A 25,227-nucleotide genomic window follows, 5' to 3' on the forward strand; every position below is an offset into this window, starting at 1 on the left:
AAAGTTGGTAAAAAATGAATTGAAAAGATGTACACAAAAATTTTAGTAATTACAAATTAGAAAGTGTTGGAAGAGAAAAAGAAATCATAAGTAATAGAGTTACAAGAACTGGATTAGAGTTTGCAGATTTCTTTGTACATAAAGATTTAAAAGCTGTTGTTCTTTGAGGTAATGATGAATACCTTTATTTAAAACAATTTGATGAAAAGTTAGTTAAAGAAAAAATTGAAAAAATTTTTCAGTTAACCCCTCCTCTTGTAGTTTTATCTAGATCTTTTCCTGCAAAAGGAATCATTTTAGAACTTGCTAAAAAATATGATATTAGTATTTTATCTACTAAAGAATCTTCTGCTGATTTAACAAATTATATTAATACTTTTTTAACTGAAAAACTTTCTAAAAAAGAATACCTACATGGAAACTTAATTGAGTTATTTGGATTAGGTGTATTGTTAATGGGCAAATCAGGATTGGGAAAATCTGAGACATCAATTGAATTAATTAAGCATGGACATATGTTTATAGCAGATGATGCAATTGTGTGTAGTAATGTTTTCAATAAAATAATTGGACGTGCTCCAAAAAGATTCTTTGGTTTTTTAGAAGTTAGGGGATTAGGGATAATTAATGCTTCTAGAGTTTTTGGGATTGAAAAAGTTAAAGAATCTACTCAAATTAATGTGATTATTGAACTTGTAGAATTCGATCCAAAAGTTCACACTTTTGAAAGATTAGGAAAAGATTTACAGTATAAAGAGATTTTAGGTGTTAAAATACCTTATTATCTAATTCCTATCACACCTGGTAAAAAAACAAGTGACATGATTGAAGTTATAGTGGCACAACTAAAACTAATGTTGTCTGGATATAACTCATTTAAGGAAATGGAAGAAAAATCAATGGAAGATGACGATGAATAACTTTACTACAACTATGCAAGATATTAGTACAGCTTTTACAATAGGCTCTTTAGAAATAAAATGATATGGGATTTTTATCACTGTTGGTTTTGTTTTAGCTATTATATTAGCTTGTGTTAAATTAGAAAAATGATACAAAATTTCATGTAACCCTTTTTATTGATTTGTGTTTATTGGAATTCCTGTTTCTCTATTGGGTGCTAGAATTTGAAGTTTCATTATTGGGGATGCATCTAAATCATTAGCCACTCAAAACTTCTTTGCAGCTTTTTTTAATTTTAGAGAAGGTGGGCTTGCAATTGAAGGTGGAGTATTATTAACAGTGATTGCAGCTTTAATTTATTTCCCATTAGTATTAAAAAAACCTCAATATAATGTCAAAACTAAAATTGGTAATGAGTATTATGTAAAACAAGTTTCAATGTGAGTTTATGCAGATGCTATTGTTCCTTGTATTTTAGTGGGACAAATAATTGGAAGATGAGGAAATTTCTTTAATCAAGAAGTTTATGGACCAATTGCAACAGAAGCAGAATTAGCATGATTGAAAACATTGATGCCTGGTGTTTATAACAATATGTTTATAACTACAACTGGAAACCTTCACCACCCATTCTTCTTATATGAATCATTTATCAATTTCTGATTCTTCTTAGCAATTTACATTGGTGGAGAATTCATTAAAAAAAGAAAAGCTGGTGATTTAGCAATAGCATACTTTATTTGTTATGGGTTATTACGTTCTTGTATGGAACCATTTAGATATTCAGATTATCAATTTGCAACTTCTATTGTTATGTCTGTATTATTTGCTTTATTTGGGATTATATTACTTGTATGTAATCACTTAGTATTTTCAAAACATAGAGATTTTAAATTTTGAGAATTTATAATTTATAAAACTAAAAAATTCTTCAAACAAGATATTAAAGAATTTTTAGATTCAAAAAGAAATGCAGATAATTTAAAGGTTCAAAAACAAATTAATAAAAACATAACTAAGGAACCAAACTTTTATAGAAAACCATCTGAAATTTTTTATTACAATGGTTACTAAAAATTAGAATTAAAAATTCCATTATAGTATTTACTACAATGGAATTTTTTTTCATTTTATAAACCACCAAAGAAATCAATGATTTGTTTAGACAGATCTTTTTTATAAACAATACTTAAGATATCATTTACTTTTATTACATCATTTCCAGATGGTACAAAAAATACACCATCTCTTTTGATACCAAAGATATTACATTCAATTTTTGATCTTATGTTTAAATCAGCTAATGTTTTATTTTCAAAATTAAAATTAGGTTTAATTTTTACATGGATAATATTGTAATCATCATCTACATTTTTAATTTCAATATTACTTGTAAATAAAGATTTATAAGCTAGTTTTGACCCTATTTCTTCTTCAGGAATTACCACATCATCTACTCCTAAAGTTTTAAGTAGTTTAGAGTGGATTTCATTTTTTGCTTTTGCAAAATATTTTTTATCAGGATATTTAACACAATTTGCGGCAATCATTAATGATTCTTCAAGGTCAGACATTGCTATAACTACAATTTTTATTTCATTAACATCAAATGCATTTAATGAGTCAAAATCACTGATGGTTAAAGACATTACATTAGTGAATTGATTTTGAGTTTCTGTTAGCATTTCTTGATTTTTATCAACTATATAAATTTTTGACTCTTTAACACCCTCTTTTAATAGTCTTTGGGCAAAGCCTTTTCCAAATTTACCATAACCTATAATTAAGTATTTATTTGAGCTACTTGGTTTTCAATTTTTCTTGTTTAGTTTCATAAGTTTTCAAATTATTTAATTTATATAAATCTTAAATATTGAAATATTTTACTACTTTATTTAAAGTATTTTTTCTATTTCTTTTATTTAATTACTATTTGTTAGTTTCCCTTATTGGTTATAGGTTGAATAAAAAAATGGTTTATAAAATAAAAAACTTGTTAATATTTATTAGTTAGAAACAATAATAAAGGAGAAAAAATAATGGATGGAAGAAATCAAGAACTTAACATCAATTCTAAAAATGATGTTAAAGTTAAAAAAGATTTTTCAATATTCAATAAGAAATTTTTTTGTTTCTCATTCAAGTTAATGGCTTCAAAAATTTCTGTTTATATTGGCATATTTGTTTACTTGTTTATAATTGCATGTTATTCAATTATTGTTCCTAGAGTTGCTGATAAAGCACCTATTAGTTTATATAACTTATCAACATCTACTATGTTTCTAATGTTCTCAGTAGCAGTTGTAACTTGTTATATAGCAATAGAAATATTTAGGACCGGAATTGATGATGGTACAGAATTATTAACTGTAAGTAAACCAATTTCAAGAAAAGAAATTGTATTTGTTAAATTAACTATATTTTTAATTTATGTTTTAATCATTTCTGTTTTAGGAATGGGAATTTCAGCTTTTACATATTTAGATGATTTATCTACTAATAGTGATAGCACTACTATAATGTTAGGAACATTTACAGGAACTGTTGTTAATGGAATTATCTTTGGTTCAATTGTTACTATTATTTCAATTTATTTAAAGAAGATAACTTCAATGTTAATCTCAGTTGGATTAGCTTTTATTTTAATGATGGCTACAATGCTTACTGCTTTTGTAATGCCTACACCTGTTAACAATTTATCTGACAATAGTAAAGCACTTCAGACTGTTAATGCAGTTAGTGTTTCATCTGATGGAAGCACTGTTTCAATTCAGCAAGGGTTAGTAGGAATAGATAATAGTTCTTCAACTAATTCTAGTACTACTTCAACTAACCCTTTTGTTGAACCTTCAAGTCTATGAAGACAAGCAGTAAGAAACTCTGGATATAACAACAGTATTAAATTTGATTTTGGTTATCAATTATCAAATTTATTTATCTTAAACAAAATTCCAGCAGATACTGCTACATTACTTTCAACAATGTCATTTTTAAATCAAGGAGCAGATTTAAACTTTTCATCATTTAACACTAGTGTTAGTTCAAGTAACCCTGGGATGTCACATATTACTGTGAGACCAACTGTTAGTTGACCTAATGCTGGTACAGCTTACCCCTACCAATACTTGTATTTAAATACAACAACAGCTTCTTCAATTACAAGTAATACTATGCTTCACAAATATAGAATTAAAAAAAGTTATTCATACAATGAGTTTGCTCAAATGAATAAAACTATTTATGACTATAATGCTGCAAACAGTTCTACTAATGAAACAACTGATAGCACTACTAGTGTTAAGTATTGAGAAGATGCTTGAAACAAATATAAAGAAACTAATGGTACTTCTGGAAATAGCAACACAACTTTAGAAAGTTTTGTAACTAAGTTCTTTAAAGAAAGAACTTCTTCTACAACTACTTCAACAAATGGTCAAACTGCTCTAAGTTTATTTAATAGAACTGAAGCTCAAGAGTTATTAAAAGAATTTAATACTATTCAATATTCAGCTTATTTAAACTTACTTAGAAAAGGTGTATCTGTTAGTGTTAATGCAGCTACTACAACACCTTCTACACTAACTGAGTGATTTACAGCAATTGCTAAAGGTGTTAGTGAAGAAGAAAAAGTTGAATTAGGATTATTAGGAATTAATCTATTTGATCAAGATGATGTTTTATCAAACACAATTGATTTTAAATATCAAATTTCAAACGGAACAACTAGTCCTACAAACACTATGTCTTTAAGTATTGCTAATCCATTTAACTTAATGCTTAGAGATTGAATGAATACAGCAAGAGTTACTACAGTAGTTTCTGTAATGAAAAATGAAATAGTTATTCCTGTTTGAGTTTCAATTGCAGTTATCTTATTTATTGTTTCTATGGTTCTATATTACAAAAGGGATTTTGCATAATTATGAGTAAAAAAGTAAATAAAGATAAAGTAAATGATCTTGTTGTAAAAAATGAAAGTAATTATCAAATTCCAAAAAGAATTTTATTACAACAAGAAAAGCAAAGAAAAGCATATGAAGAATGATTAAATTCATTTGATAAAAAACCAATTGAAGCGATCCCAGAAGAAAAAGAAAAAAAGAATAAAAAGAAAAATAAAAAGGTAAAAAAAGAGAAAAAACCTTCTCCAGTTTTAAAACCTAAAAAAACTAAAGAAGATAAAAAACCTTTACCTATCTTTAAACCTAAAAAAACTAAGGAAGATAAGTTAAAAGATAACTTTATGTACATTCCTTATGACAAGGTATTAAAAGGTGAAACAAAATGTGATTCTGAGGATAATGAAAAATATTTGTTTGAACCATTTAAAGGTCCTTCATTATTTAAAGAAGAAGTAAAGAAACCTGAAAAACCAACTAAACCTGCCAAAGTTTCTAAACCTGTTGAACCAGTTAAAGAAAAACCAGTAAAAGCTAAGGCTGCTGATAAAAAACCAGAAGTTAAAGAAGTTAAACCAGCTAAACCTAAGAAACTAAAAGAAACTAAAGAAAAGAAATTAAAAAGTAAATTCCTATACATTCCTTATATTAAGTTGGTTAAAGGTGAAGAAGTTAAGCAATTTAGTGATGATAACAAATTCTTATATGAACCATTTAAGGGTCCTTCTTTATATGATGAGTCAGCTAATAAAGTTGAACCATTACCAAAAGAAATATTCTTAGATGATTCATTCAAAGATGATGAAGTTCCATTATCAGAAGAAAAACCTACAAAGGATAAAAAATATAAATTAGAAGAAACTAAAGAAGACTATCCTAAAAGCAAATATCTTTATATTCCTTATGACAGATTATTAAAAGGTAAAAAGATTAGAGAGATCAAAGGAATTAAAAAATTCCTATATGACCCTTTTGATGATAGTTATGATGATTTATATTGAGAAAACGATAAGGATGATTTCTTTGAGGATGATGATACAGATATTTTTGAAGACAAAAAATCTGACAAACCCGTTTCTGATTATAGACCAACACCAAATGTAATTAATTCTTACGATCCTGCAGATATTGATGTTTTATTAGATGTATGTAATTTAACAAAACAATACAATAGAAAAGCAAAACCTGCAATTGACCAAATTTCATTCCAAGTAAGAAGAGGTGAATTCCATGCATTTGTTGGTGCAAATGGGGCTGGTAAAACAACAACTATTAAATCAATTGTTGGAGCTTATGCATCATTTGATGGAAAAATAAAAATTGGTGGTGTTAACAACAAAAGTAAATATTCAAAAATTAAATTAGGTTATATTCCAGAGCTTGCTAGATTCCCATCAAGAATTAGTGCTTACAACTATTTAGTAGATATGGCTATGTTAAATAGGTTAACAAAAGAAGAAGCTGTTAAATTTGTAGATGATATATTAAAAACTTTTAATATGGAAAATTTAAAGAAGGTTTCTCCAAATAAATTCTCAAGTGGGCAAAAGAAAAAAATTCTTTTAGCACAAGCTTTGTCTAACAATCCTGACTTGTTAATTATGGATGAACCAACTGCTAACCTAGATCCAAAATCTAGAATTGAATTTTTTGATATATTAAAAAAACTTCAACTACAAGGTAAATCAATTTTTATCTCTTCTCATATTCTTTCAGAACTTGATATCTATGCAGATGCAATAACTATTTTAGATGGTGGAAAAATTGCTTTTAGTGGGAAAAGAGAATTAGCACTAGAAGACAAAAAAGATACTTACAGAATTGTCTTAAAAGAAGAAGGTGATTTTGGGAAAGCAAATCTGTCTAATTTAAATATTGTTCAAGATTTAGAAAACAAGAAAGAATACTTAGTTTCTAGTTCTAATCAAGAATTGTTAAATAATTTTATTTTTAACTTATTTAAAGAAAAGAAATTAGTAAAAAGTGAAGAATATAAATTAAGCATTGAAGAAATGTATAAAAAGTATGTAATTAAAGGTTCAGTTCATACTTCAAATTAATAAGCATGCAAATGCTTATTTTTTTATTCTTCTGATAATAAAAAAATTAAAAATTATAGTTCTATGTTTAAATTAATTTAAGTGAATTAGGAATAAAATAAAATGCCATTAAAAACTGTTTATAACAAAGATTTTTTTATAAAAGATAATTGTATTCATTTATCAACAGATTACTTTACAAAGAATTTAACTAAATTTAAAAAAATTACTGGAAGTAGATTAGCTTCAATACTAAATAAAAACAAATATAATAGTCCTTTAAAAACTTGAATGATTATGACAAATCTTTACCAAGATGTAATGGATGATACTTTGTCATATGTTGGTAACACTATTGAACCAATGTTAAGAAATTATGTGGAAAAAAAGTTTGATATTACATACAAACAATATAATCCTTTCCAAGTTAAATGAGATGTTTTTGCAGATAATGAAATATTTGGAGGAATTCCAGATGGAGAACCTGTTAATAAATCTGGTGAGTTTTTATATAACAAAAATTATCCAATGCTAGAAATTAAGACTACTTCAATTGATTCATTTGTATATAAAAATGTAAATGGTGTTTTAACAATGCAAAAGGATGCTAATAATGTTCCTCTTGTTAAAACCCCTAATGGAAAATTAGAGTCATGATTTAATGAAAAAAAACAATTGGTAATTCCAATAGAATACCAATTGCAACTTTGTTTATACATGTATTTAAGACAAGTTAATTTAGGTTTATTTGTAATTGGTTTTTTAGAAAAAGAAGACTATGCTAAACCAATTGATTTTGATATTAATAATAGAAAAATAGAAACTGCTAAGATTAATTTAGATATTAATAATTTTCAACCAATTATAGATACAGCTACTAATTGATACAACAAACATATAGCAACTGGTATTAGTCCTGAAATGACACCAGAAGACTTAAAATGATTTAATGAATTAATCCAAATGAATTAATCCAATAGTTTTTTTAATTCTTCAAATTTTTCTAAATTGTTAAATAAAAATGATCCTGTAACAAAGTGTGTTGCATCATCTTTACAAAGTAAAATTGTTTGGTCATTTATACCACCATCAATTTCTACTATTAAATTTTTATGAGATAGTTTTTTTATTTCTCTAATTCTTATCTCACTATTTTCTATGTATTTTTGACCACCAAATCCAGGCTCAACACTCATAACTGTTATTTTGTCTGATATTTTTATTAGTGATTCATATTCTTTAAGTGAAGAATTTGGTTTAATTGCAATCCCTGCTTTTATGTTGTGTTTTTTTATTGTATTAATAATTGAAATAGATTCTTCAATTGTTTGAGCCTCACAGTGAAATGTAATATATTTCACTTTTTTTGTTATTAGTTTGTCTACATAATGTGCTACATTTTCTACCATTAAGTGAGCACTAACATTACAACCTTTTTCTATTAAGTAATCTAAGAACTCTAAATTGTTAAAAGAAGTGTTTGGAACAAATTTATTATCCATTATGTCATAATGGATATCTTTAATATTATTTTTTAAACAAGATTCTAATTGTTCTTTAAATTTATTCTCATCTTTTTGATCAAGAGCTAGTACTGATAATTCAATAATTTTTTCCATAATTTTTTCTTTCTTTATAATTAACTTTATTTTATAAATAAACTTATTTAATTAATTAAATTCTTTTCAAAAAATTTAATTATGATAATTCTATTAACTAACTTTTATTAACATGGAAAATATCACACTTTTTTATAATGGAAAAATCTATCTAGGTTCTAAAAAATTTGGATATGGGTTTGAAATCAAAAACAATTGCTTTAATAAAATTTTTATTTCTGAACAACAGATAGATTTTAATAAGTATAAAAATAAAATAGATTTAAATAATCAGTTGGTGATTCCAGGATTAATTGATACACATATTCATATGCTATTAGCAGCAAAAAATAAAAATAATATAGATTTAAGCAAATCTAAGAATATTGATGAAATTAAAGAAGTTATTAATAAAAAAATATTTTCAGAAAATCCAAAATTTATTTTTTGTGAAAATTTAAAATATGGTCTTTTATTAAACAAATTTGAATTAGACAAAATTAATGACAATATTCCAATTTTTATCTTTAAAAGTGATTTACACACTGCTTTTGTAAATACATGTGGTTTGAAGTTTTTAAACATATATGAAAAAAATATTGAGAGCAAAGTGGGTGGATTAATAGAATTGGGATTAGATTTATTGCCTAATGGAATTCTTAGAGAATCTGCTTGTCAAATTATCAGAAATAAATTATCTGCATTTAATGACTTTGATTTAGATTTAAAAAATTTAAAAGAAATAAGTGATGAATTGATTAAGTATGGAATAACTAATGTTTTAATTTGTGATATTTTTGAAGGTAGTGATGATTACATTTATAAGCTATATGACAACTTAACAAATCAAGAAAAAACATTAAGAATAAATCATCAGATAGTTTTTTATGATTTAGAAAAATTGAAAGTATTTCTTGAAAACCATAAAAATGATGAACCCAATGAATTTAATAAAATTAGTGATATAAAGATTTTTAATGATGGATCAATTGGTTCAAAAACAGCTCATATTTCTTCTTGCTATTTAAATGACACAAATAATTGTGGAATTCAAAATTATAGTAAGAATGATTTAATGAATGTTTTTGAAATTGCTGATGCTTATAAAAAGCAAGTAGCAATTCATTCAATTGGTGATCAATCAAGTAAAACATGTATTGAAGCATTAAAAGATAAAAGCAATAAGAATGCTAATAGACATAAAATTGTTCATTTCCAATTGTTTGATAAGTGCTTAATGAAAGAAGTAATCAATCATAAAATATTGTTATCTGTTCAACCATGTTTTTTAGAAAGTGATTTAAATATTTTAAGTGATTACCTTGATAGTAGTTTTTCATTAGACTCATATAAATTTAATGAGATCAATAAATTAAATGATAATTTAGTTTCTTTTTCTACTGATGCTCCAGTTTGTAGTTTTAATCCTTGATTAAATATTTATTATGCAATAACAGGAAATCAAATAAATAAATCAAAAAGAGAAGAATGATCATTTGATATTTATGAAGCTATTAAATGTTATACAGAAAATGGTGCTTATTCTATGTTTGAAGAAAACACTAGAGGGAAAATAAAAAAAGATTATTTAGCTGATTTCATAATTTTAAATCAAGATATTTTTGGATTAAAAAATGAGAAAGAAATATTAAATACAAAAGTTTTACATAGTTATATAAATGGTAAAAAAATATTTTAATTTACACTGAATTCATTTATAAATATATTGTTAATTTAAAAATATATTTATTATGAATAATTTTTTATTGAACTCATTAAATTGTTTAAAAGCAAATTACAAAAAAAGTATTAATTTCTTTAATGGAAGTTTACCTTTAATAAAACTTATTAACCAATCTTTTTGAAAAAATTTCTTTGGTCCATTTTTTGCTTTTATTTTTCCATTAATCTTTATAGTGATTCTTGGATTGATATTAGGTTATACATCTATTCTTGCGGGCTCATTAGCAATTTCTCCAGTTTCAATTACTTTATCATCAATGCCTCAATTATTTTTTGAATTTAAAAATTCATCATTATTAAAAAGAATTGGAGCAACACCTATTAAACCATCTCTATTTATTTTTATTGGTATTGCATATTATTTTGTTGTGGTGTTTATTTCAATTATTTGATGTATTCTTTTTGCTTTATTAATTTTTGGTATTAAAAATTGAGATGTTGGTTCTCAAGCTTTTGGTACAACAGTTTTAAATCCAAGTTTTAAAACAGTTTTAGAGACTGTAAATTGACCAGGATTTATTTTTGGTGAAATCACACTATTAATAATTGGGTTATTGTTTGGAATGTTTATGGTTTCAACTTGTAAATCAATTATATCTATTCAAGCAATTGGTATTTCTTTTATAATTCTTTCTGAATTTTTATGTGCTATGGTTTTACCATTGGCTTCAGTGAAAAATATTAGTGGTCTTTGATATGTAGGTTATGTTTTAACTCCATTCAAATTTAGTACTAATTTAATTTTAGAATCATGAAATGGTAACTTTATGGGTTATGGAATGAATGGAAATAACTTATCTTTACTATTTGAAAAATCTAACATATTTGATATTAATTCTTCTTTTTTCACAACTCCTTTTGCAACATCATCTGCTGATGTTAATAGTAGAGTTTTAGTTTTAGATAAAACTGAAAAAGTTTTATCTTTAACATTACCTTTTGTATGAATGATTGGATTCTTTGTTTTATCTATTAAGAATTTCAAATGAAGTACAAGATAAATGGAGTTGTATAAGTATGATTAATTTTAGAAAAAATAAAAATAAATCATTATCAGTGGACTTAAACCAAATTAATGACAAAGTTCTTCTTGAAAAGATGTCTCACACTAAGAGCAATGATAATGCTAAAAAGTTTATTACTTATAAACCTAATCCAAATGGTAAAAAGATTATAGAAATAAAAAATTTAAACAAGTCTTTTAACAGAAACAAAAATCATGTTTTAAAAAATATCTCAATAGATCTTTATGAAAATGAACATACTGCAATCTTAGGTGGTAATGGAGCTGGTAAAACAACATTGGTTGAAATTCTTGCTGGGATTACAAAAGCTGATGAAGGTGAAATTAATTACTTATATGAATATAAAAATAGTTTTCAAGAAAAAATAGGAATCCAATTTCAAGATTCAAGTTATCCTAAAGGACTATCAGTTAAAGACATTATTAGTTTTATTCTTGATATTTTTAAAAGTGATTTAAACAAAGATGAATTAAATGCACTAATAAAAATATTTGGTATTGATGAATTCTATAATAAAAAAGCTAATTCATTATCTGGTGGCCAGTCCCAAAGATTAAATTGCTTACTATCAATTTTACATAAACCAAGTTTTCTGATTTTAGATGAATTATCCACTGGACTTGATGTCACTATAAAAAGTAATATTAAATCTTTTATTAAAGAATTTGCTAAAGAAAATAAAATAACACTATTACTTGTAAGTCACGATATGGATGAAATCCAATACTTATCTCAAAGAATTATTATTTTAAAAAATGGTGAGATTTTTGTTGATGCAAAACTTGAAGATATCATTAAAGAATTTGGTAGTTTAACTGAATGCATGGACATGTATATTTAGTTTTGTTTTTAAACATTTTTAAAAACTATCTTTAAAGTTTTGGCATAAGTTTTTTGGTTTATTTATTAGACTATTTAATAAAAAATAAATAGATTTAAAATAAAGGTATGAAGACAGATTTATTAGAAAAGTTTAAAAAGAAAAATAAAAGGTTAACTAGAAATCTTTTGTGATTTTCTGTTGCTTCTTTATCTGCTGTTACTGTTTCTTGTGCAACAGTGGGTGTTATTTTTTCTTTAGAACAAAAAAATGGTAATAGCTCTAATATTCCTAATGATAATTCTAACAATCAAGGAACTAATAGACCAGATTCTTCACTTTTACCAAAAGGGTATGCTTATGCTACAAACACAACAAGCGAAGAAGTAAACCAATATAGTATTGATCACAATAAAAAGAACTTTTTCAACTATCCAGTTTATAGTGATTTCAAAGGAAATAGAACTGTTAGTTTAAAAGCAGATGGGTCACCATCTAGAAACTATACTGAAAGCCCTGAAATAACAGGTGGGAATTTTAGTTTAAAAAATGTTTTAAAAACAGATAAACATGCACAACTTGCTAAACAAGTTTATAGTGTAGGTTTTCATAATGGAACTGAAACAATTGGAACAGCATGGATATTAGACTATAAATTAACTAGTGACAATTCTTATCCATTGACTTGATACTTTGGTACAAATGCCCATGTAATAGATGATTTAAAAGTAAAGGATGATAAACTATATCCTGAAAAATTTGGAACATGAGATCCAAGTGCAACTGGGGACAATAAATTTAGAACAACAAATACAGCAGCTATTTCATTATGACAACTTGCTAACCCAGAAAAAGACAAAACATACAAAAATAACTCATCAAACCCAGATTGAAAAGAAACAAGAATAAATTTATCTAATCCTAAACCAGATTCTAATTACCCAAGCACTTATCCTACATATGAAGGTTTTTATAATGATAATCCTCCAGTTAAAACTGTTTTTCAAGGATATGATTTTTTATCTGTATCGCCAAGTGACTCTTCTATTAACTCTTATTCAAACAAAGAAGAATATGCAGATTTTGCTGTATTTGAATTGACATTTCCAGATGTAGAAACAGCTAAAACTACAACAAATAGCTATGCTGATTGAGATGAGTCATTAAAGTTTAAATACCATAAAGAAGATCTTGTTAAAAATCCTAGTTTAAAAACTGAACACGTATATGAAATTGGATATCCTCTAGCCCGTTCTACAGAAACAAATGCTTATAGAGATATTTCTTCCAATGTTAATTCAGTAGATGCTTTTGCAGGTGGTTATGGTTTATCTAAAAGTGTTCACTACAATACTTTCAGTAATTTTTCAGGTGCCTTTGATGGTTTAATTGCAATGCCTTGATTTGGATATAGCTATGAATATGTTGATAATACACAACCTTTAATTAGTGCCAAGAAATCAACTGCTTATAGTACTTATGGATTAATATATGCTGTAACTAATGGACAGATGGAAGGTGGGTCTAGTGGTGGCTTATTAGTAGATGACAATGGATATGCTTTAGGTATTCATTTTGGTTCTGACAAAAATGCTGCTGTTGGAAGTTCTCAAGCCTTTTATAGTAGTGGATATGATTATAAAGGATATTATGGCAACCATAACTTACCTCAATATGATTTAATAAGAGGAGGTTATCCTCTTCAAAAAAATTCTTATTTTGATGGGTTGGTTAAACTATATGGTAAGGATAGTAACTTCAAAACTAGATTATTTCCAAATGGATTAACAAGTAGAAATTAAGTGATAAACTAAATTTTTGGTTAGAAAATAACAATAAATTTTTGTTAATTTCATATAACTTAGTGATAAAATTTTAAGTTTATCACTTTTTTACTGTTTTTAAAAATGGTAGAATTAAAATAGTGTTTTCATATTTATATATAAGAAGGCTTTATTATGTTTAAAAAATGATTTGGTAAAAAGAAGAATGATGATCAATTTATTGAAAGAGATGAATGATTACAACGTGATTATATTTTAGTTCCTAATGAAACTACACCAGATGATTTAACTGAGTATCAAAAACTGATAGTTTTAAGAAAACCAGAAGGTGAAAAAAGATGTGTTGTTGATTATTCGTTATCTTTTAATGATGTAGATAGATTACAACAAGATTCAATTATTGGTGAAGCTGATTTATTTGATGAAAATTTAAAAAGAGTTATTCCAACATATTTGAACACTAAGAAAAATGATTTTGATCTAGACAATCTTGATGAAAATGAATTAAGTGAAATGTCTTTAACTCTAAGAGATACTTTTAATGAATTAAAACTTACGGAAGCAGATTTCAAAGAAGTATCAATTAAAGAATACAAACAAGATATTCCAATTTTAAAAACTGATAACTTAATTGGAAAAGTGTTGAAAGATAAAATGACTATTTTTCAATATGAACAAGAAAAAAGAAAACAAGCTATTCAAAGAGATCAAAATAAAGCTCCAGATGTTGATGATATTGATGGTGTAGATATCTTAACTGATTTTGACTTAGAAATAAGAGATACTTGAAAAGATGTTGTAGCTTACTTTGAAAGAGAAGAATCAATTGAAAAGAGATTAAGAATAAGTGATGAAGATGCAACACTTTCACCATTCTATGTATCAAAGATTCAACCTTTATTCAGAAACTTTATTGATGTAAACTTCTCAGAAATGAAGCAAGCATCTAGTTTAACTTCAATCTATGAAACTGCACAAGAATGATATGAAGATAAAGCTGGAATGTATACAGATGAAATAACAAGTGATGGCGAAGAACAATTCATAGACTTAAATAAAAGAATTTCTGAAGATCCTGAAATTGTTATGAATGATATTTTTGGCGAACAAGAATCTGAAGTTATTGAACAACCTAAAACTCTTTCATTCTTCAAAAATGAAGTTACTGCAAATCGTGGTTATCATAGTCCTACTGAACATGATCCTAAATATGTTCAGTTCTACAAATCAAATAGAAACTTTGTATATGAAAAAGTTATTCTTGATAAAAAAAGAGGAATTTTCAATATAAGAAAGAAAACTCCTGCTTAGAATTATTAAATTAAAAAAACATCAGATGGATGATATTAAGTCACCTGATGTTTTTATATTTAAGTATTATATAACAATTAATTTTTAAATTATTTTTAGGAATTAAAACTATAAAATTTATTTAGCAATTTTCTATGCACTCTGTTGTTATAGTAAAATTTGCTTATATTGTTTTTGGGTTTTTATTCTAATAAAATCATATTGTATATGACTTTTATTATTTAAACATAAAGAGATTGATTTAACAACATTTCATAGTTGAAGCATTTTTCCTTTCAAATTTATTTGATTATCTTAATACATGCAAATTGACTCTTTACCGTTTGATGCTTCAAATTTTGGGGCATTGACTGCTGTTTAAAATGGTATGTTTACTAGTAACTATTATTTTAAATTAATTATTTTATTTAGTCGGAGTCGTATACAAAGTATAGCTGTGTGCATAGCGGGGTCTGTAGAAATACAGACTTTTTTTATTTTGTAAAAAGAAAAAAGATATCTTATTAAAGATATCTTTTAATGTTTTGTTCAAATTTTATTTACCAAGAACACTAATTCTTTTTTGTATGTTATTTCCTTTAACTGCTTCATCAATTGTAGCAATTGCAAAATCAGCATAACTCATAGCACTTACACCTTTACTGTTTAAAGTAAATTCTTCTCCAGCTAAAATATATTCTCCAGTTCTAGCACCTTCTGCTTGAAAATCAGCTGGTGGACTTATATAAGTTCATCTTACATCATTTCTTTTTCTTAAAGCTTCCAATGAGTTTCCTGTTGCAATAGCAACTGGTTTAAAAATATCTGGGAAATCTGGTGTTTCTAATAAAGTAAGAGTATGTTCTGGATTTACATATAAGCTACCAGCACCACCTACTACTATAAGACGTGTTTTAGTGTTGCTTAATAAATCTGCTAATTTCATTAAAGATTTAGTGTGAAGTTCTAATGTATCTTCTGTTCATGCAGCAAAAGCATCAATCACTACATCAAAACCTTTAAAATCTTCTTTTGTTAAATCAAATAAATCTTTTTGAATAAATTTAGGGGCAATACTTTTGTTTTCTTTTCTTGCAACACCTGTAACATCAAGTCCTCTTTGTACTGCTTCTTTAACAATAAGTTGACCTGATCTACCATTTGAACCAATTCCAGCAATTTTCATTTTTTTAAAATCTCCTTATTTTTAGATGTAATAATGATTATTACAATACAAGATTAACACTCATTGGATGTAATGTCAACAGTTACAACAAAAAAATATTAAAAAAAAGCATGTTAGATATTTAATTCATCACATGCTTTTATTTATCTTTACTTTATAAACTTTTTTAAATCATTAATAACTTGATCTAAAGTTATTTTTTTTAATTCATCTTCTAAGGCTTTTTGCACTTGTTCTAATTTATCATCTAGTATGTTATGAATATTTTTCCCTACTGGGCACTCTTGATTAGGATTTTCATGAAAGTGGAATAGTTTACCCTTTTCAATACATTCAACAGCTTTATAAATATCTAAAAAAGATATTTGATCAAGTGGTTTAGCAATAGAAGAACCCCCTGATCCTCTTTGGACCTCTATAAGTCCTGATGATTTTAGTTGTAATAATATTTTTCTTATAATAACAGGGTTTACATTTGTGCTAGAAGCTAAAAACTCACTTGTTATCTTATGATCCTCTTCAAATGTTTTGATACAAACAAAGATATGAATAGCAATTGTAAAACGACTAGATATTTGCATATAATAAATCCCTATGAATTATTAATTACATTATAATGCTTAGATGTTGTATTAATAAAGATTACAACTAAATATATTCTTTATTCAATTTTATAACCATGAAATTGAGTGGATATTGTAAACTACAAATTAACATTTTTTTAATTTCTAATATTTAAATATAAAAATGCAAAAAATATTTTAAATTTAGATGAGTTCTATATTAATATATAAATGTATGTTTGGTTTTTTCAATTCAGAAAAAATAAAAATAACATATTTTGATTAAAAAGTTAAATTTTTTATAAAGATATAAAAAATTAATAATATAATAATATAGTTACTTGTAATGCGCCTGTAGCTCAGTGGATAGAGCATGCGCCTTCTAAGCGCAGGGTCAGGAGTTCGAATCTCTTCAGGCGCGCCATTTATAACTAAATCTCTTATTTTGGTAAAAAATAAGAGATTTTTTTATTTTTGTGGATTACTAATATATTATTTTATTAATGCTAGAATCTACTTATATGAAAACAGAATTTGAACAAAAAGCAATTGATTTATTTTCATCTAAAATATCTAAGTACTCAATTAATGACATTAAAAACATTGAAACACTAAGTGGTGGTTTTACTAATCATTGCTATTGTTTTACTCTTGCAGATAATAAAAAGTATTTTGTGAGAATTGGTAGTTTAAAAATAAATAGAACTAATGAATATAGTTTTTTAAAAGCTTCAAAATTAATTAAAAAATATAAATACTATGATTTTGATACTGGTAATGCTATCAAGATTTGAATTGATGGTAGTACATCTACTTTTGATGATTGTTCAAATTTTGAAGTGTTTTCTAGAATTGTTAAACAGATTAAAAAAATTCAGTCTATTAAATTAGATAAAATTCAAGAGATTAAAGTTAGGGATTTTTACCAATTTATTAACATTGCTAAAATTGAAAATATTTATGTTAATAAATATAAAGAGATAATAGAAAAATATAAAAATTTAGATTTAGTGCTAAGTCATAATGATATTAGACCTTCAAATATTTTGATTAATAAAAATAAAGTATATTTGATAGATTTTGAATGATGCACTTTAAATAATCAATATTGAGATTTAGCAAATATAGTAAGAGAATTAGAATTTCCCCTAGATCAATTAGAAAAAGTATTTAAAAAATATTTTAAGAAATTGGATTTCAGTGTTCTTAAAGATATGATTTTTGCTGCAACTTGTTTTGCTTGTCAATGAACTTTTTTTGAAAAAGAAAGTGAAGAATTACTTAAGTATAGAAAAAATGTAATTAGAATAATGAATAATTATTATAGCTCTTTCTATGGTGATTCTAAATAATAGACTATTTAAAAATGTTAACAACTAAGTTAACATTTTTTATTTCTTTTTAAATCGGGAAAAACTATATTAAATGTAGCAGGTTCCTTATTAAAATATTACAATATTTTTCCAACTAACAAGAAATGAAAAACCCCTATCCTGAGAAAGGGATAGAGGTGTTTTTATAAATTTAGAAATAATGTTATTATTATATAACTAGTTTTCTTTTAAATATAAACTAACAAATTTAATGTTAGGTAAAAAGGAGGTTTATATGAAAAATTTAATAAATTACTTATATAAATTTTTAATTTTTAAGGAAACACAATTTTCCTGAGAGAAATTTTTACTTTTGATATAAGAATTAAACCAAAAAATAAAATGATTAAATATTATTATGATTTTTTAATCTCCTTAATAATTGTGCAATTTACAAATTGCATTATGTTACAAAGTTAAGGAGAATAACCTTTGTAACTATAACTATTATATACAAATTCTAAGGTTTTAGATTAAATACTTTTTTATTTTCTAATTTTAAATTTATTTAAAAAATCATGCATAAAATAATAACTTTTTAATGGAATACATTAAATAAATATTTCTTGTTAGAGGCACAATAATAAAAGAAGTTTATTTTAAAATAATAGATTTAATAAAAGATTATTTTAAAAATAAAACAATGATTTATAAACAGTAGAAAACCCTCAATTGCTAAAGCAAAAGAGGGTTTTTATATTTATATAAAAGATATAGAAAAAAAGGTTTAATTATCTATAATATTGAAATTATGAATAGAAAACTTTTTATTAACACTATTTTTTAAATAGGAGATAGGGTACAAAGTTAAGAATAATTAAAGGATAATTTTAAATTTAAACAATATTATTAGGAGTACAAGAAAGAGAAATAAAATTAATATTAAATCTAAAATGTATTTTTTATGTATAGATAATTAAATGAATAAAATAATATGAACAAGCATATTCCTTAAATAATGATATTGCTGTAAAGTTAAGGATACCTTTACAGCAATATTATTTTATATGCTATCTGGACTTTCTTTTAACTTTTTGTTAAAAAAACATAAAAATATAGTTTTTAAATTTAATAAAAGGTATATTTTTATTTCTTTTTATTTTTGTTTTCATATAAATAAAACATTACAAACCTGGTATTTTACATTGGCATCAAAAAAATTTAAAATTATAAATGGTGTTAAAAAGGAAAAATTTATAATGCGTAAATTATCTAAAAAAATAACTTTATCAATATTAGGCTCTGTTTTAGGTGTTGCAACTGGACTATCTGTTGCATTACCAATGTCAGAAAGTGCTTTAAGCAATTCTTCAATAACTAGCTTATCTCAAAACAATCATGCCTCAACTTCTGATTTAGTAATTTCAGAAAATAATGATCAAAATGCAAATATATCTACTAACAATGGTCCAATTACTTTTCATGGTAATAAAATTACAGCTTTAGATTGATTTGGAAACAAGAAGTGAGAAATTGATTTTGCAACTCATGTTCCTGATAAAACCAGTACTAAACCTGGAGTTGATTATACTGATTCTGCATGACAACGTTCATGATTTAATTGAGATTACAACAGATCAAAAGATAAATTATGGGTACTAGGATATTATTCTACTAATACTAAAAAACAACCTCTATTTCAGATTAATGGTTCAACTGGTGCAATTGAAAAAACATTTGATTTAACTTATACAAATTTATCAAGTGTTAATAATGCTTATCGTTTTGTTTCAGCTTTAAGTTCAGGAAAGGTTATGGTTTATGGTGGTGCAGGAAGCACATATGATGCTAAAGCATTGCTATATGATCCAGATACTGATACTTTAACTCAAATAAGTGGTAATTCTAATAACACAACAATTTTGCCAATAGGAGATTCAACTTATGGGCAAAAATATAGATGATATTTTTTCAATCTGATCCCTATTGCTAATAATAAAAATTTAGTAGAAGTCTTTCCATTCTCAACTGATCCAACATCAGATGACACTACTGCTGCAAGAAATGCATCTTATGACATTTACTTTTTATTAGTTGATGACAATCTTAATATGATTGAAACAACTGGAGAATGAGCTACAAAAGTTAAAGCAGCAAATGCAATGGTAGGATATAGAAATACACAAGTTACACCACAACGTGATTACTACACAATGCTTGATGGTAAAGTAGTTACAGTTGTTTATAACACTGCAATTATTATTGATGCAACTGGAAATTCTGTTAATTATGGGACTTTCCCAATGACAGATAATAAATGAATTAAATCATGAGCTTTTGATTCAAATCAAAACCTATATTTTAAATTTAAAGATGATACAAAAATTTATAAAGTATCTGGTGACTTTTGAAAGACTTTAACTTCATCAAATAACCATACTGCTTCAGTTTCTCCTACAATTTATTTAGACCTATCTGGAATTAGTAAAGATAATGTAAACACATATGCAAGTAATTTTGTTATCTACAATGTATATGGATATACTGGGCAATTGATGATAATTAATTCATATTACAATAAATTTATTAGATTGAGTGAATCTGAAAAAATACCAAGTGATGCAAATTATGGTCTTGCAATTGCTGTTACACAAAATGAAAATCAACAAAATCAAGGTGATTTTAAAGGAACATTGAATGGTCCAGATAGTTTTCAAAAAGCATCTGATTTCACAATTGAAAATTCAATTTTACAATCAAAAATTCCTAGTGAAATTACTAAGAATGACATTACAACACTAAATAATTCATTTATAAAAGATGGTGATAGCAGTGGTTTTGTAATTTCAGATATTGATGATAGTAAAGGAACATTTAAAGTAACTGTTAACTTATATCAAATTCCATGATTTACTAATGAATTACCAAGTGATTCTTCACCTAGAACAGTTTCATACGATTTTACAACTACCAATAAAATTGGAAATAAAACATCTTGAAAAACATTATCAACTTCAACTGATTATGATTTCTTAAATATGTTACCTTCAAAGGTTCAAGTTTCAGATGTATCATCATTAAATCCTTTTCAAGCATCTTTCCAATCTCAAACAATTACAAATGCAAATGGAGAACAGCTTTATCCTAAAACTACTTACTCTATTCAATCTCGTGATGATACAAAAGGTGAAATTACAGTTAAAGCAGATTATCAATATGTGCCAATGTCAGCAAATTTATCAAACTATGTTTCTAATGTAAAAAGCTATTCTTCAACTAATACTTATAAAATTTTCAGCAATTCTTCAGCTGCTAACTTTAAATTTGCAGGACAAACAAACAATGAAACAAGTATTGATGTTAGCCAAGTTCCGCAACTTAAAAACCTATTAAGTGCAAACACATTACCTTCTTCATTTACTAGTTTAAATAATTCATCTGATTCTACAAATTCAGGTTTCTTACAATTTGTGAACACAAATACTAGTAAGGGTTACCCAATTTCTAAAATGAAGTTTACAGTAGCTGCAAATGATACAGCAGGTACTTTAAAAATAGATGCTGTTATGCCTTCTAATTACTCTCCAAAAAATCAACAAGAATCATTTAGTGTTACTTATACTAACTTAAATAAAGTTACAAGCTATAAATTTAGTTTTAATAATGTTAATAGTATTGGTGGAACTAACAAAAACTTAATTCTTCCCTCAGCAATTACAGATGGTGATATTATCAACTCATTTATAAGCTATACTGGTTTTAGCTCAAATGATTTCACAATTACAAAAACTGCAAATGATGAAACTGGAAGTTTAACAGTTGCAATTTCATTAAACAGCAACTATGCTTCAGAAATTGGTAATGGTAATGTTGGTTTTACAAACTACAATGCAACTCAAACATTTACTGGTTTTATGACAACTGATGAATATAACCAAAGATTTAATGTTGAATTTGAAGATGATAGTGATAATAAATTATTAGCTTTAAAACAAGTTCAAGTAAGTGAAATTTATGATGCTTTCTATGGAACAAATAAAAATGGACTTACAATTGGGTCTACTAAATATGATGATCTAAAATCATTAATTAAAGGATTGTTAGTTAAAAGTCAGGGTTCATTAATTCCTACAAGTTGAACTGATACTAGAATCACAGCTGATATGTATTATGATAATTCTCAAGGAACTATTAGTTTTTATGTAAAGATTCCAAAAGAATTAATTAGTGGTGCAAATAGTGATTTAAACTTAGTTGCAAACTATACTGGTTTTGTTAAAGGGAATGTTGATTCAACTTCTGATAACTTATCATTTGTTGCAAACAACATGCTAAAAAGTTATCTAGTAAATAACAGTGGTATAACTGAAGAGCAATTTGATCAATTTACTCCAGATACTTTTGCTAAGTGATTACAAGATAACAATAATCAAGAAGCATTAAAACTAATATCTTATAAAAGTGGTGAATATGTAAGTTTATTAGCAGATTCTAGTAAACACAAAATTACAGTTATTTCAAATCCTGTTCAAAGAACAGTTTCAGTTTATGTTTACTTTGAAAATGTTACAGATCCAAAATCACTAAAAGAATATTCAGTAACTTATAATATTTAAAACTTGATTATTAAAAAAACAAATTCAAAATCATGATAGACCTTTTGTATAAAAGGTCTATTTTCTTTTTCTATTTGTAAAAAATAATATCTAAAAACAACTCTGTTTTATTTTTAAACAAAACAGATAATATGATTAATTTTTAAATAAAAAATAAATTGATAATTTAAAATTAATTAACTAATATATGGGATGTTATTTATGAAAGAGATAAAAAGAACTTTAACTTTTGATGATGTTTTATTAAGACCACAATATTCTGAAGTTTTACCAAAAGAAACTGATGTTAGAACAACTTTAAGTAGTAGATTTCAAATGAAAATTCCTATTATGAGTGCAAGTATGGATACTGTTACTGAAATTGAGATGGCATATAATATGTCATTAAATGGTGGAATAGGAGTAATTCATAAGAATCTATCACATTCACAACAATCTAATATGATTAAGCAAATCAAACATATTAAAAATGGTTTGTATTACAATATTATGGCTTTTGAATCTAGTAATAAGATTTCAATGATTAAAGAAAAGGTTTTTGATGAATACTTAGATGATTGTATTTTTGTGACTGTTAATGGATCTATTGTTAACATAGTTTCAAAAGAAGATTTAGAAAATAAAAAAATTGACTCTAACTCAACACTAGAATCAATTGGTAGAAAGAAAATTATTTTTGCAAAAGATAGTTCAAGTTTAGAAGAAATTTTAAAAATCATGGATGAAAATAAACTTGATTTTATGCCAATAGTTTCAGAAACTACAAATGGTATTATTGCAGTTGCTAAAAGAAAATGATTAGTACCTTATTTAAATTCTGATGATCCATTAATTGATTCAAAAGAAAGACCAAAAGTATGTGGTGCAATTGGTGTTACAGAAGATAGTATTGAAAGAGCAAAATTACTAATAGCAGCGGGTGTGGATGCTATTATTATTGATTGTGCTCATGGTCACTCTAAAAAAGTAATTGAACTAACTAGAGAAATTAAAAAACTATTCCCTAAGTTATTTTTAATAGTTGGTAATGTTGTTACTGCAAATGGAGTAAACGACTTATATAAAGCAGGTGCAGATGCAGTAAAAATTGGTGTTGGACCAGGTGCAATTTGTACAACTAGAACTGTATCTGGAGTTGGTATTCCTCAGTTTAGTGCGATTTTAGAATGTTATGAAGAAGCAAAGAAATTAAATATACCTATTATTGCAGATGGAGGAATAAAAAATTCTGGTGATATGGTGAAAGCATTAGCAGCAGGAGCAGATGCTGTAATGTTAGGTAGTTTATTAGCAGGTTGTGATGAATCTCCTTCAGTTAAAGTTATGCATAATAACAAAATGTATAAGCAATATCGTGGAATGGGAAGTATTGCTGCAATGAAAGCAGGAAGTTCTGATAGATATGGTCAAGATGGAATTAAAAAATTAGTAGCAGAAGGTGTAGAAGGTTTAATGCCTTATATTGGTCCAGTTAAAGAATCACTATATCAATTAGTAGGTGGTTTAAAAAGTGGTATGGGATATGTTGGTGCTAAAACATTAACAGATCTTAAAAATAAAGCAGAGTTTGTTGAGCAAACTGGAATTGGCTTAAAAGAAAGTTCTACTCATAGTATTGTTCTATTATCTGAACAAAGTAAATAGTAAAAACTTTTATTATAATACAAAAAAATAAATTTATTTGATTTTTTTCCTTAAATGTAGTTTAATTTTAATGTGGTGTTAAAAACTGAAAAGAGTGAAAGTAATCATTCTGATCTATAAAAAATGTTATACTCCGGACTTTAAATAAAGTATGTTTTAAAAATAGGCAAAAAGTAGTCGAGTGTCGAATCCTATTTAGATATTCAACAAGTTCTTTGGTCAGGAACTTGTGCATTCGCGCAGTGCAATATCAAATTCTTGATGAAAAAAACAGAAATAATATTTAGAATTAGCTGAATAACTAAAGTTATGGTGACAATTGGTTTAATAGCTTATAAGGTTTTGAGAGCCATAGTTATTTTGGGTTAACTTTAAGGTTAACCCCTTTTTATTTCAGGAAAATTTTGACTATATGGATGCCATATAGTCTTTTTATTTGTCATTCTTGGATATAGATAAATTCAAAACCTTTAAAAGAATAATAAAAGCCTCCTAACTTAATAAGTTAAGAGGCTTTTATTTAGATTATATAAAATAGATTATTGAGTTAATTTTCTATTAGTCTTTTTAATTTTAATATACAATCATACACCTGCTGAAAGAGCTGTAGCTAATACTGCAAGAACAAATATAATAATTATTCCAACTTGAGCCACACCTGCAATTGCACAGATAGAATCAATAACAAATAAAATGATAGCTATAACTAATGATCAGAACATAGTTAATTTTAAAGCTTCATATTTAGTATACTTTGCCATTTAAAATCTCCATATTTTTTTATAATTGATTAATTTTGTCAGA

At 25.7% G+C, this 25,227-nt stretch carries 18 protein-coding genes and 1 tRNA gene; 14 read left to right on the forward strand and 5 right to left on the reverse strand.

Features of this window, described 5'->3' with window-relative positions:
• Positions 1-14: 14 nt before the first annotated feature.
• Together hprK and lgt are read left to right on the forward strand one after the other, a co-directional pair.
• Positions 15-920: an HPr(Ser) kinase/phosphatase gene (gene hprK, locus MYPE_RS01550; protein ID WP_011077127.1), complete on the forward strand. Its 906-nt coding sequence runs from the start codon at positions 15-17 to the stop codon at positions 918-920.
• A complete protein-coding gene (lgt, locus tag MYPE_RS01555) occupies positions 913-1,977 on the forward strand; it encodes a prolipoprotein diacylglyceryl transferase (RefSeq protein ID WP_229502225.1) in 1,065 nt (354 codons plus the stop codon). Before hprK ends, lgt begins: the two co-directional genes overlap by 8 nt.
• A gap of 56 nt (positions 1,978-2,033) precedes the next feature.
• On the opposite strand, the gene MYPE_RS01560 is transcribed toward lgt, so the two are convergent.
• Positions 2,034-2,738, reverse strand: coding sequence for a potassium channel family protein (locus MYPE_RS01560; protein ID WP_011077129.1), 705 nt, complete (start codon positions 2,736-2,738; stop codon positions 2,034-2,036).
• 204 nt (positions 2,739-2,942) lie between these two features.
• Between MYPE_RS01560 and MYPE_RS01565 the strand changes: the two genes are divergently transcribed.
• The 3 genes from MYPE_RS01565 (at position 2,943) to MYPE_RS01575 (ending at position 7,813) form a co-directional block, all read left to right on the forward strand.
• Positions 2,943-4,823, forward strand: coding sequence for an ABC transporter permease (locus MYPE_RS01565; RefSeq protein WP_011077130.1), 1,881 nt, complete (start codon positions 2,943-2,945; stop codon positions 4,821-4,823).
• 2 nt (positions 4,824-4,825) lie between these two features.
• On the forward strand, positions 4,826-6,862 hold the full coding sequence (locus tag MYPE_RS05730; RefSeq protein WP_011077131.1) for an ABC transporter ATP-binding protein: 2,037 nt from the start codon (positions 4,826-4,828) through the stop codon (positions 6,860-6,862).
• 102 nt (positions 6,863-6,964) lie between these two features.
• On the forward strand, positions 6,965-7,813 hold the full coding sequence (locus MYPE_RS01575) for an MPN551 family DNA-binding protein (protein ID WP_011077132.1): 849 nt from the start codon (positions 6,965-6,967) through the stop codon (positions 7,811-7,813).
• Here MYPE_RS01575 and MYPE_RS01580 read toward each other — a convergent pair.
• On the reverse strand, positions 7,810-8,460 hold the full coding sequence (locus MYPE_RS01580) for a ribulose-phosphate 3-epimerase (protein ID WP_011077133.1): 651 nt from the start codon (positions 8,458-8,460) through the stop codon (positions 7,810-7,812). The two genes, MYPE_RS01575 and MYPE_RS01580, sit on opposite strands and share 4 nt — an antisense overlap.
• Positions 8,461-8,572: 112 nt before the next feature.
• On the opposite strand from MYPE_RS01580, the gene MYPE_RS01585 reads away from it, so the two are divergent.
• The 5 genes from MYPE_RS01585 to MYPE_RS01605 all read left to right on the forward strand — a co-directional run bounded on the left by MYPE_RS01585 (position 8,573) and on the right by MYPE_RS01605 (position 15,122).
• A complete protein-coding gene (locus MYPE_RS01585; RefSeq protein ID WP_011077134.1) occupies positions 8,573-10,138 on the forward strand; it encodes an amidohydrolase in 1,566 nt (521 codons plus the stop codon).
• A gap of 52 nt (positions 10,139-10,190) precedes the next feature.
• Positions 10,191-11,183 (forward strand): hypothetical protein, encoded by a 993-nt coding sequence (locus MYPE_RS01590; RefSeq protein WP_011077135.1) that lies wholly within the window; start codon positions 10,191-10,193, stop codon positions 11,181-11,183.
• A 16-nt stretch (positions 11,184-11,199) separates the two neighbouring features.
• A complete protein-coding gene (locus MYPE_RS01595) occupies positions 11,200-12,048 on the forward strand; it encodes an ABC transporter ATP-binding protein (RefSeq protein ID WP_129374501.1) in 849 nt (282 codons plus the stop codon).
• Positions 12,049-12,155: 107 nt separating this feature from the next.
• Positions 12,156-13,829, forward strand: a complete 1,674-nt coding sequence (locus MYPE_RS01600; protein WP_011077137.1) for an MIP family Ig-specific serine endopeptidase — start codon at positions 12,156-12,158, stop codon at positions 13,827-13,829.
• A gap of 156 nt (positions 13,830-13,985) precedes the next feature.
• The gene (locus MYPE_RS01605; protein ID WP_011077138.1) at positions 13,986-15,122 is read left to right on the forward strand and encodes a hypothetical protein; all 1,137 of its coding nucleotides are present in this window, start codon (positions 13,986-13,988) and stop codon (positions 15,120-15,122) included.
• Between the two features lie 535 nt (positions 15,123-15,657).
• Here MYPE_RS01605 and MYPE_RS01610 read toward each other — a convergent pair.
• Positions 15,658-16,287, reverse strand: coding sequence for an SDR family oxidoreductase (locus MYPE_RS01610; protein WP_011077139.1), 630 nt, complete (start codon positions 16,285-16,287; stop codon positions 15,658-15,660).
• Positions 16,288-16,436: 149 nt separating this feature from the next.
• Entirely contained in the window at positions 16,437-16,868 is a 432-nt protein-coding gene (locus MYPE_RS01615) for an Rrf2 family transcriptional regulator (RefSeq protein WP_011077140.1), read from the reverse strand.
• A gap of 330 nt (positions 16,869-17,198) precedes the next feature.
• Here MYPE_RS01615 and MYPE_RS01620 point away from each other — a divergent pair.
• From MYPE_RS01620 to MYPE_RS01635, 4 genes are all read left to right on the forward strand, one after another.
• Positions 17,199-17,274: transfer RNA gene (locus MYPE_RS01620), tRNA-Arg, on the forward strand.
• 97 nt (positions 17,275-17,371) lie between these two features.
• On the forward strand, positions 17,372-18,202 hold the full coding sequence (locus MYPE_RS01625; RefSeq protein WP_160162149.1) for a choline/ethanolamine kinase family protein: 831 nt from the start codon (positions 17,372-17,374) through the stop codon (positions 18,200-18,202).
• 1,220 nt (positions 18,203-19,422) lie between these two features.
• On the forward strand, positions 19,423-22,779 hold the full coding sequence (locus MYPE_RS01630; RefSeq protein ID WP_129374651.1) for a lipoprotein 17-related variable surface protein: 3,357 nt from the start codon (positions 19,423-19,425) through the stop codon (positions 22,777-22,779).
• Positions 22,780-22,980: 201 nt separating this feature from the next.
• Positions 22,981-24,423, forward strand: a complete 1,443-nt coding sequence (locus MYPE_RS01635) for an IMP dehydrogenase (RefSeq protein ID WP_052270421.1) — start codon at positions 22,981-22,983, stop codon at positions 24,421-24,423.
• A gap of 539 nt (positions 24,424-24,962) precedes the next feature.
• Here MYPE_RS01635 and MYPE_RS01640 read toward each other — a convergent pair.
• Positions 24,963-25,184, reverse strand: a complete 222-nt coding sequence (locus tag MYPE_RS01640) for a hypothetical protein (RefSeq protein WP_044891233.1) — start codon at positions 25,182-25,184, stop codon at positions 24,963-24,965.
• Positions 25,185-25,227 lie beyond the last annotated feature (43 nt).

This window comes from Malacoplasma penetrans HF-2 (assembly GCF_000011225.1).
In the GTDB taxonomy this organism is placed as follows: domain Bacteria; phylum Bacillota_I; class Bacilli_A; order Mycoplasmatales; family Mycoplasmoidaceae; genus Malacoplasma; species Malacoplasma penetrans.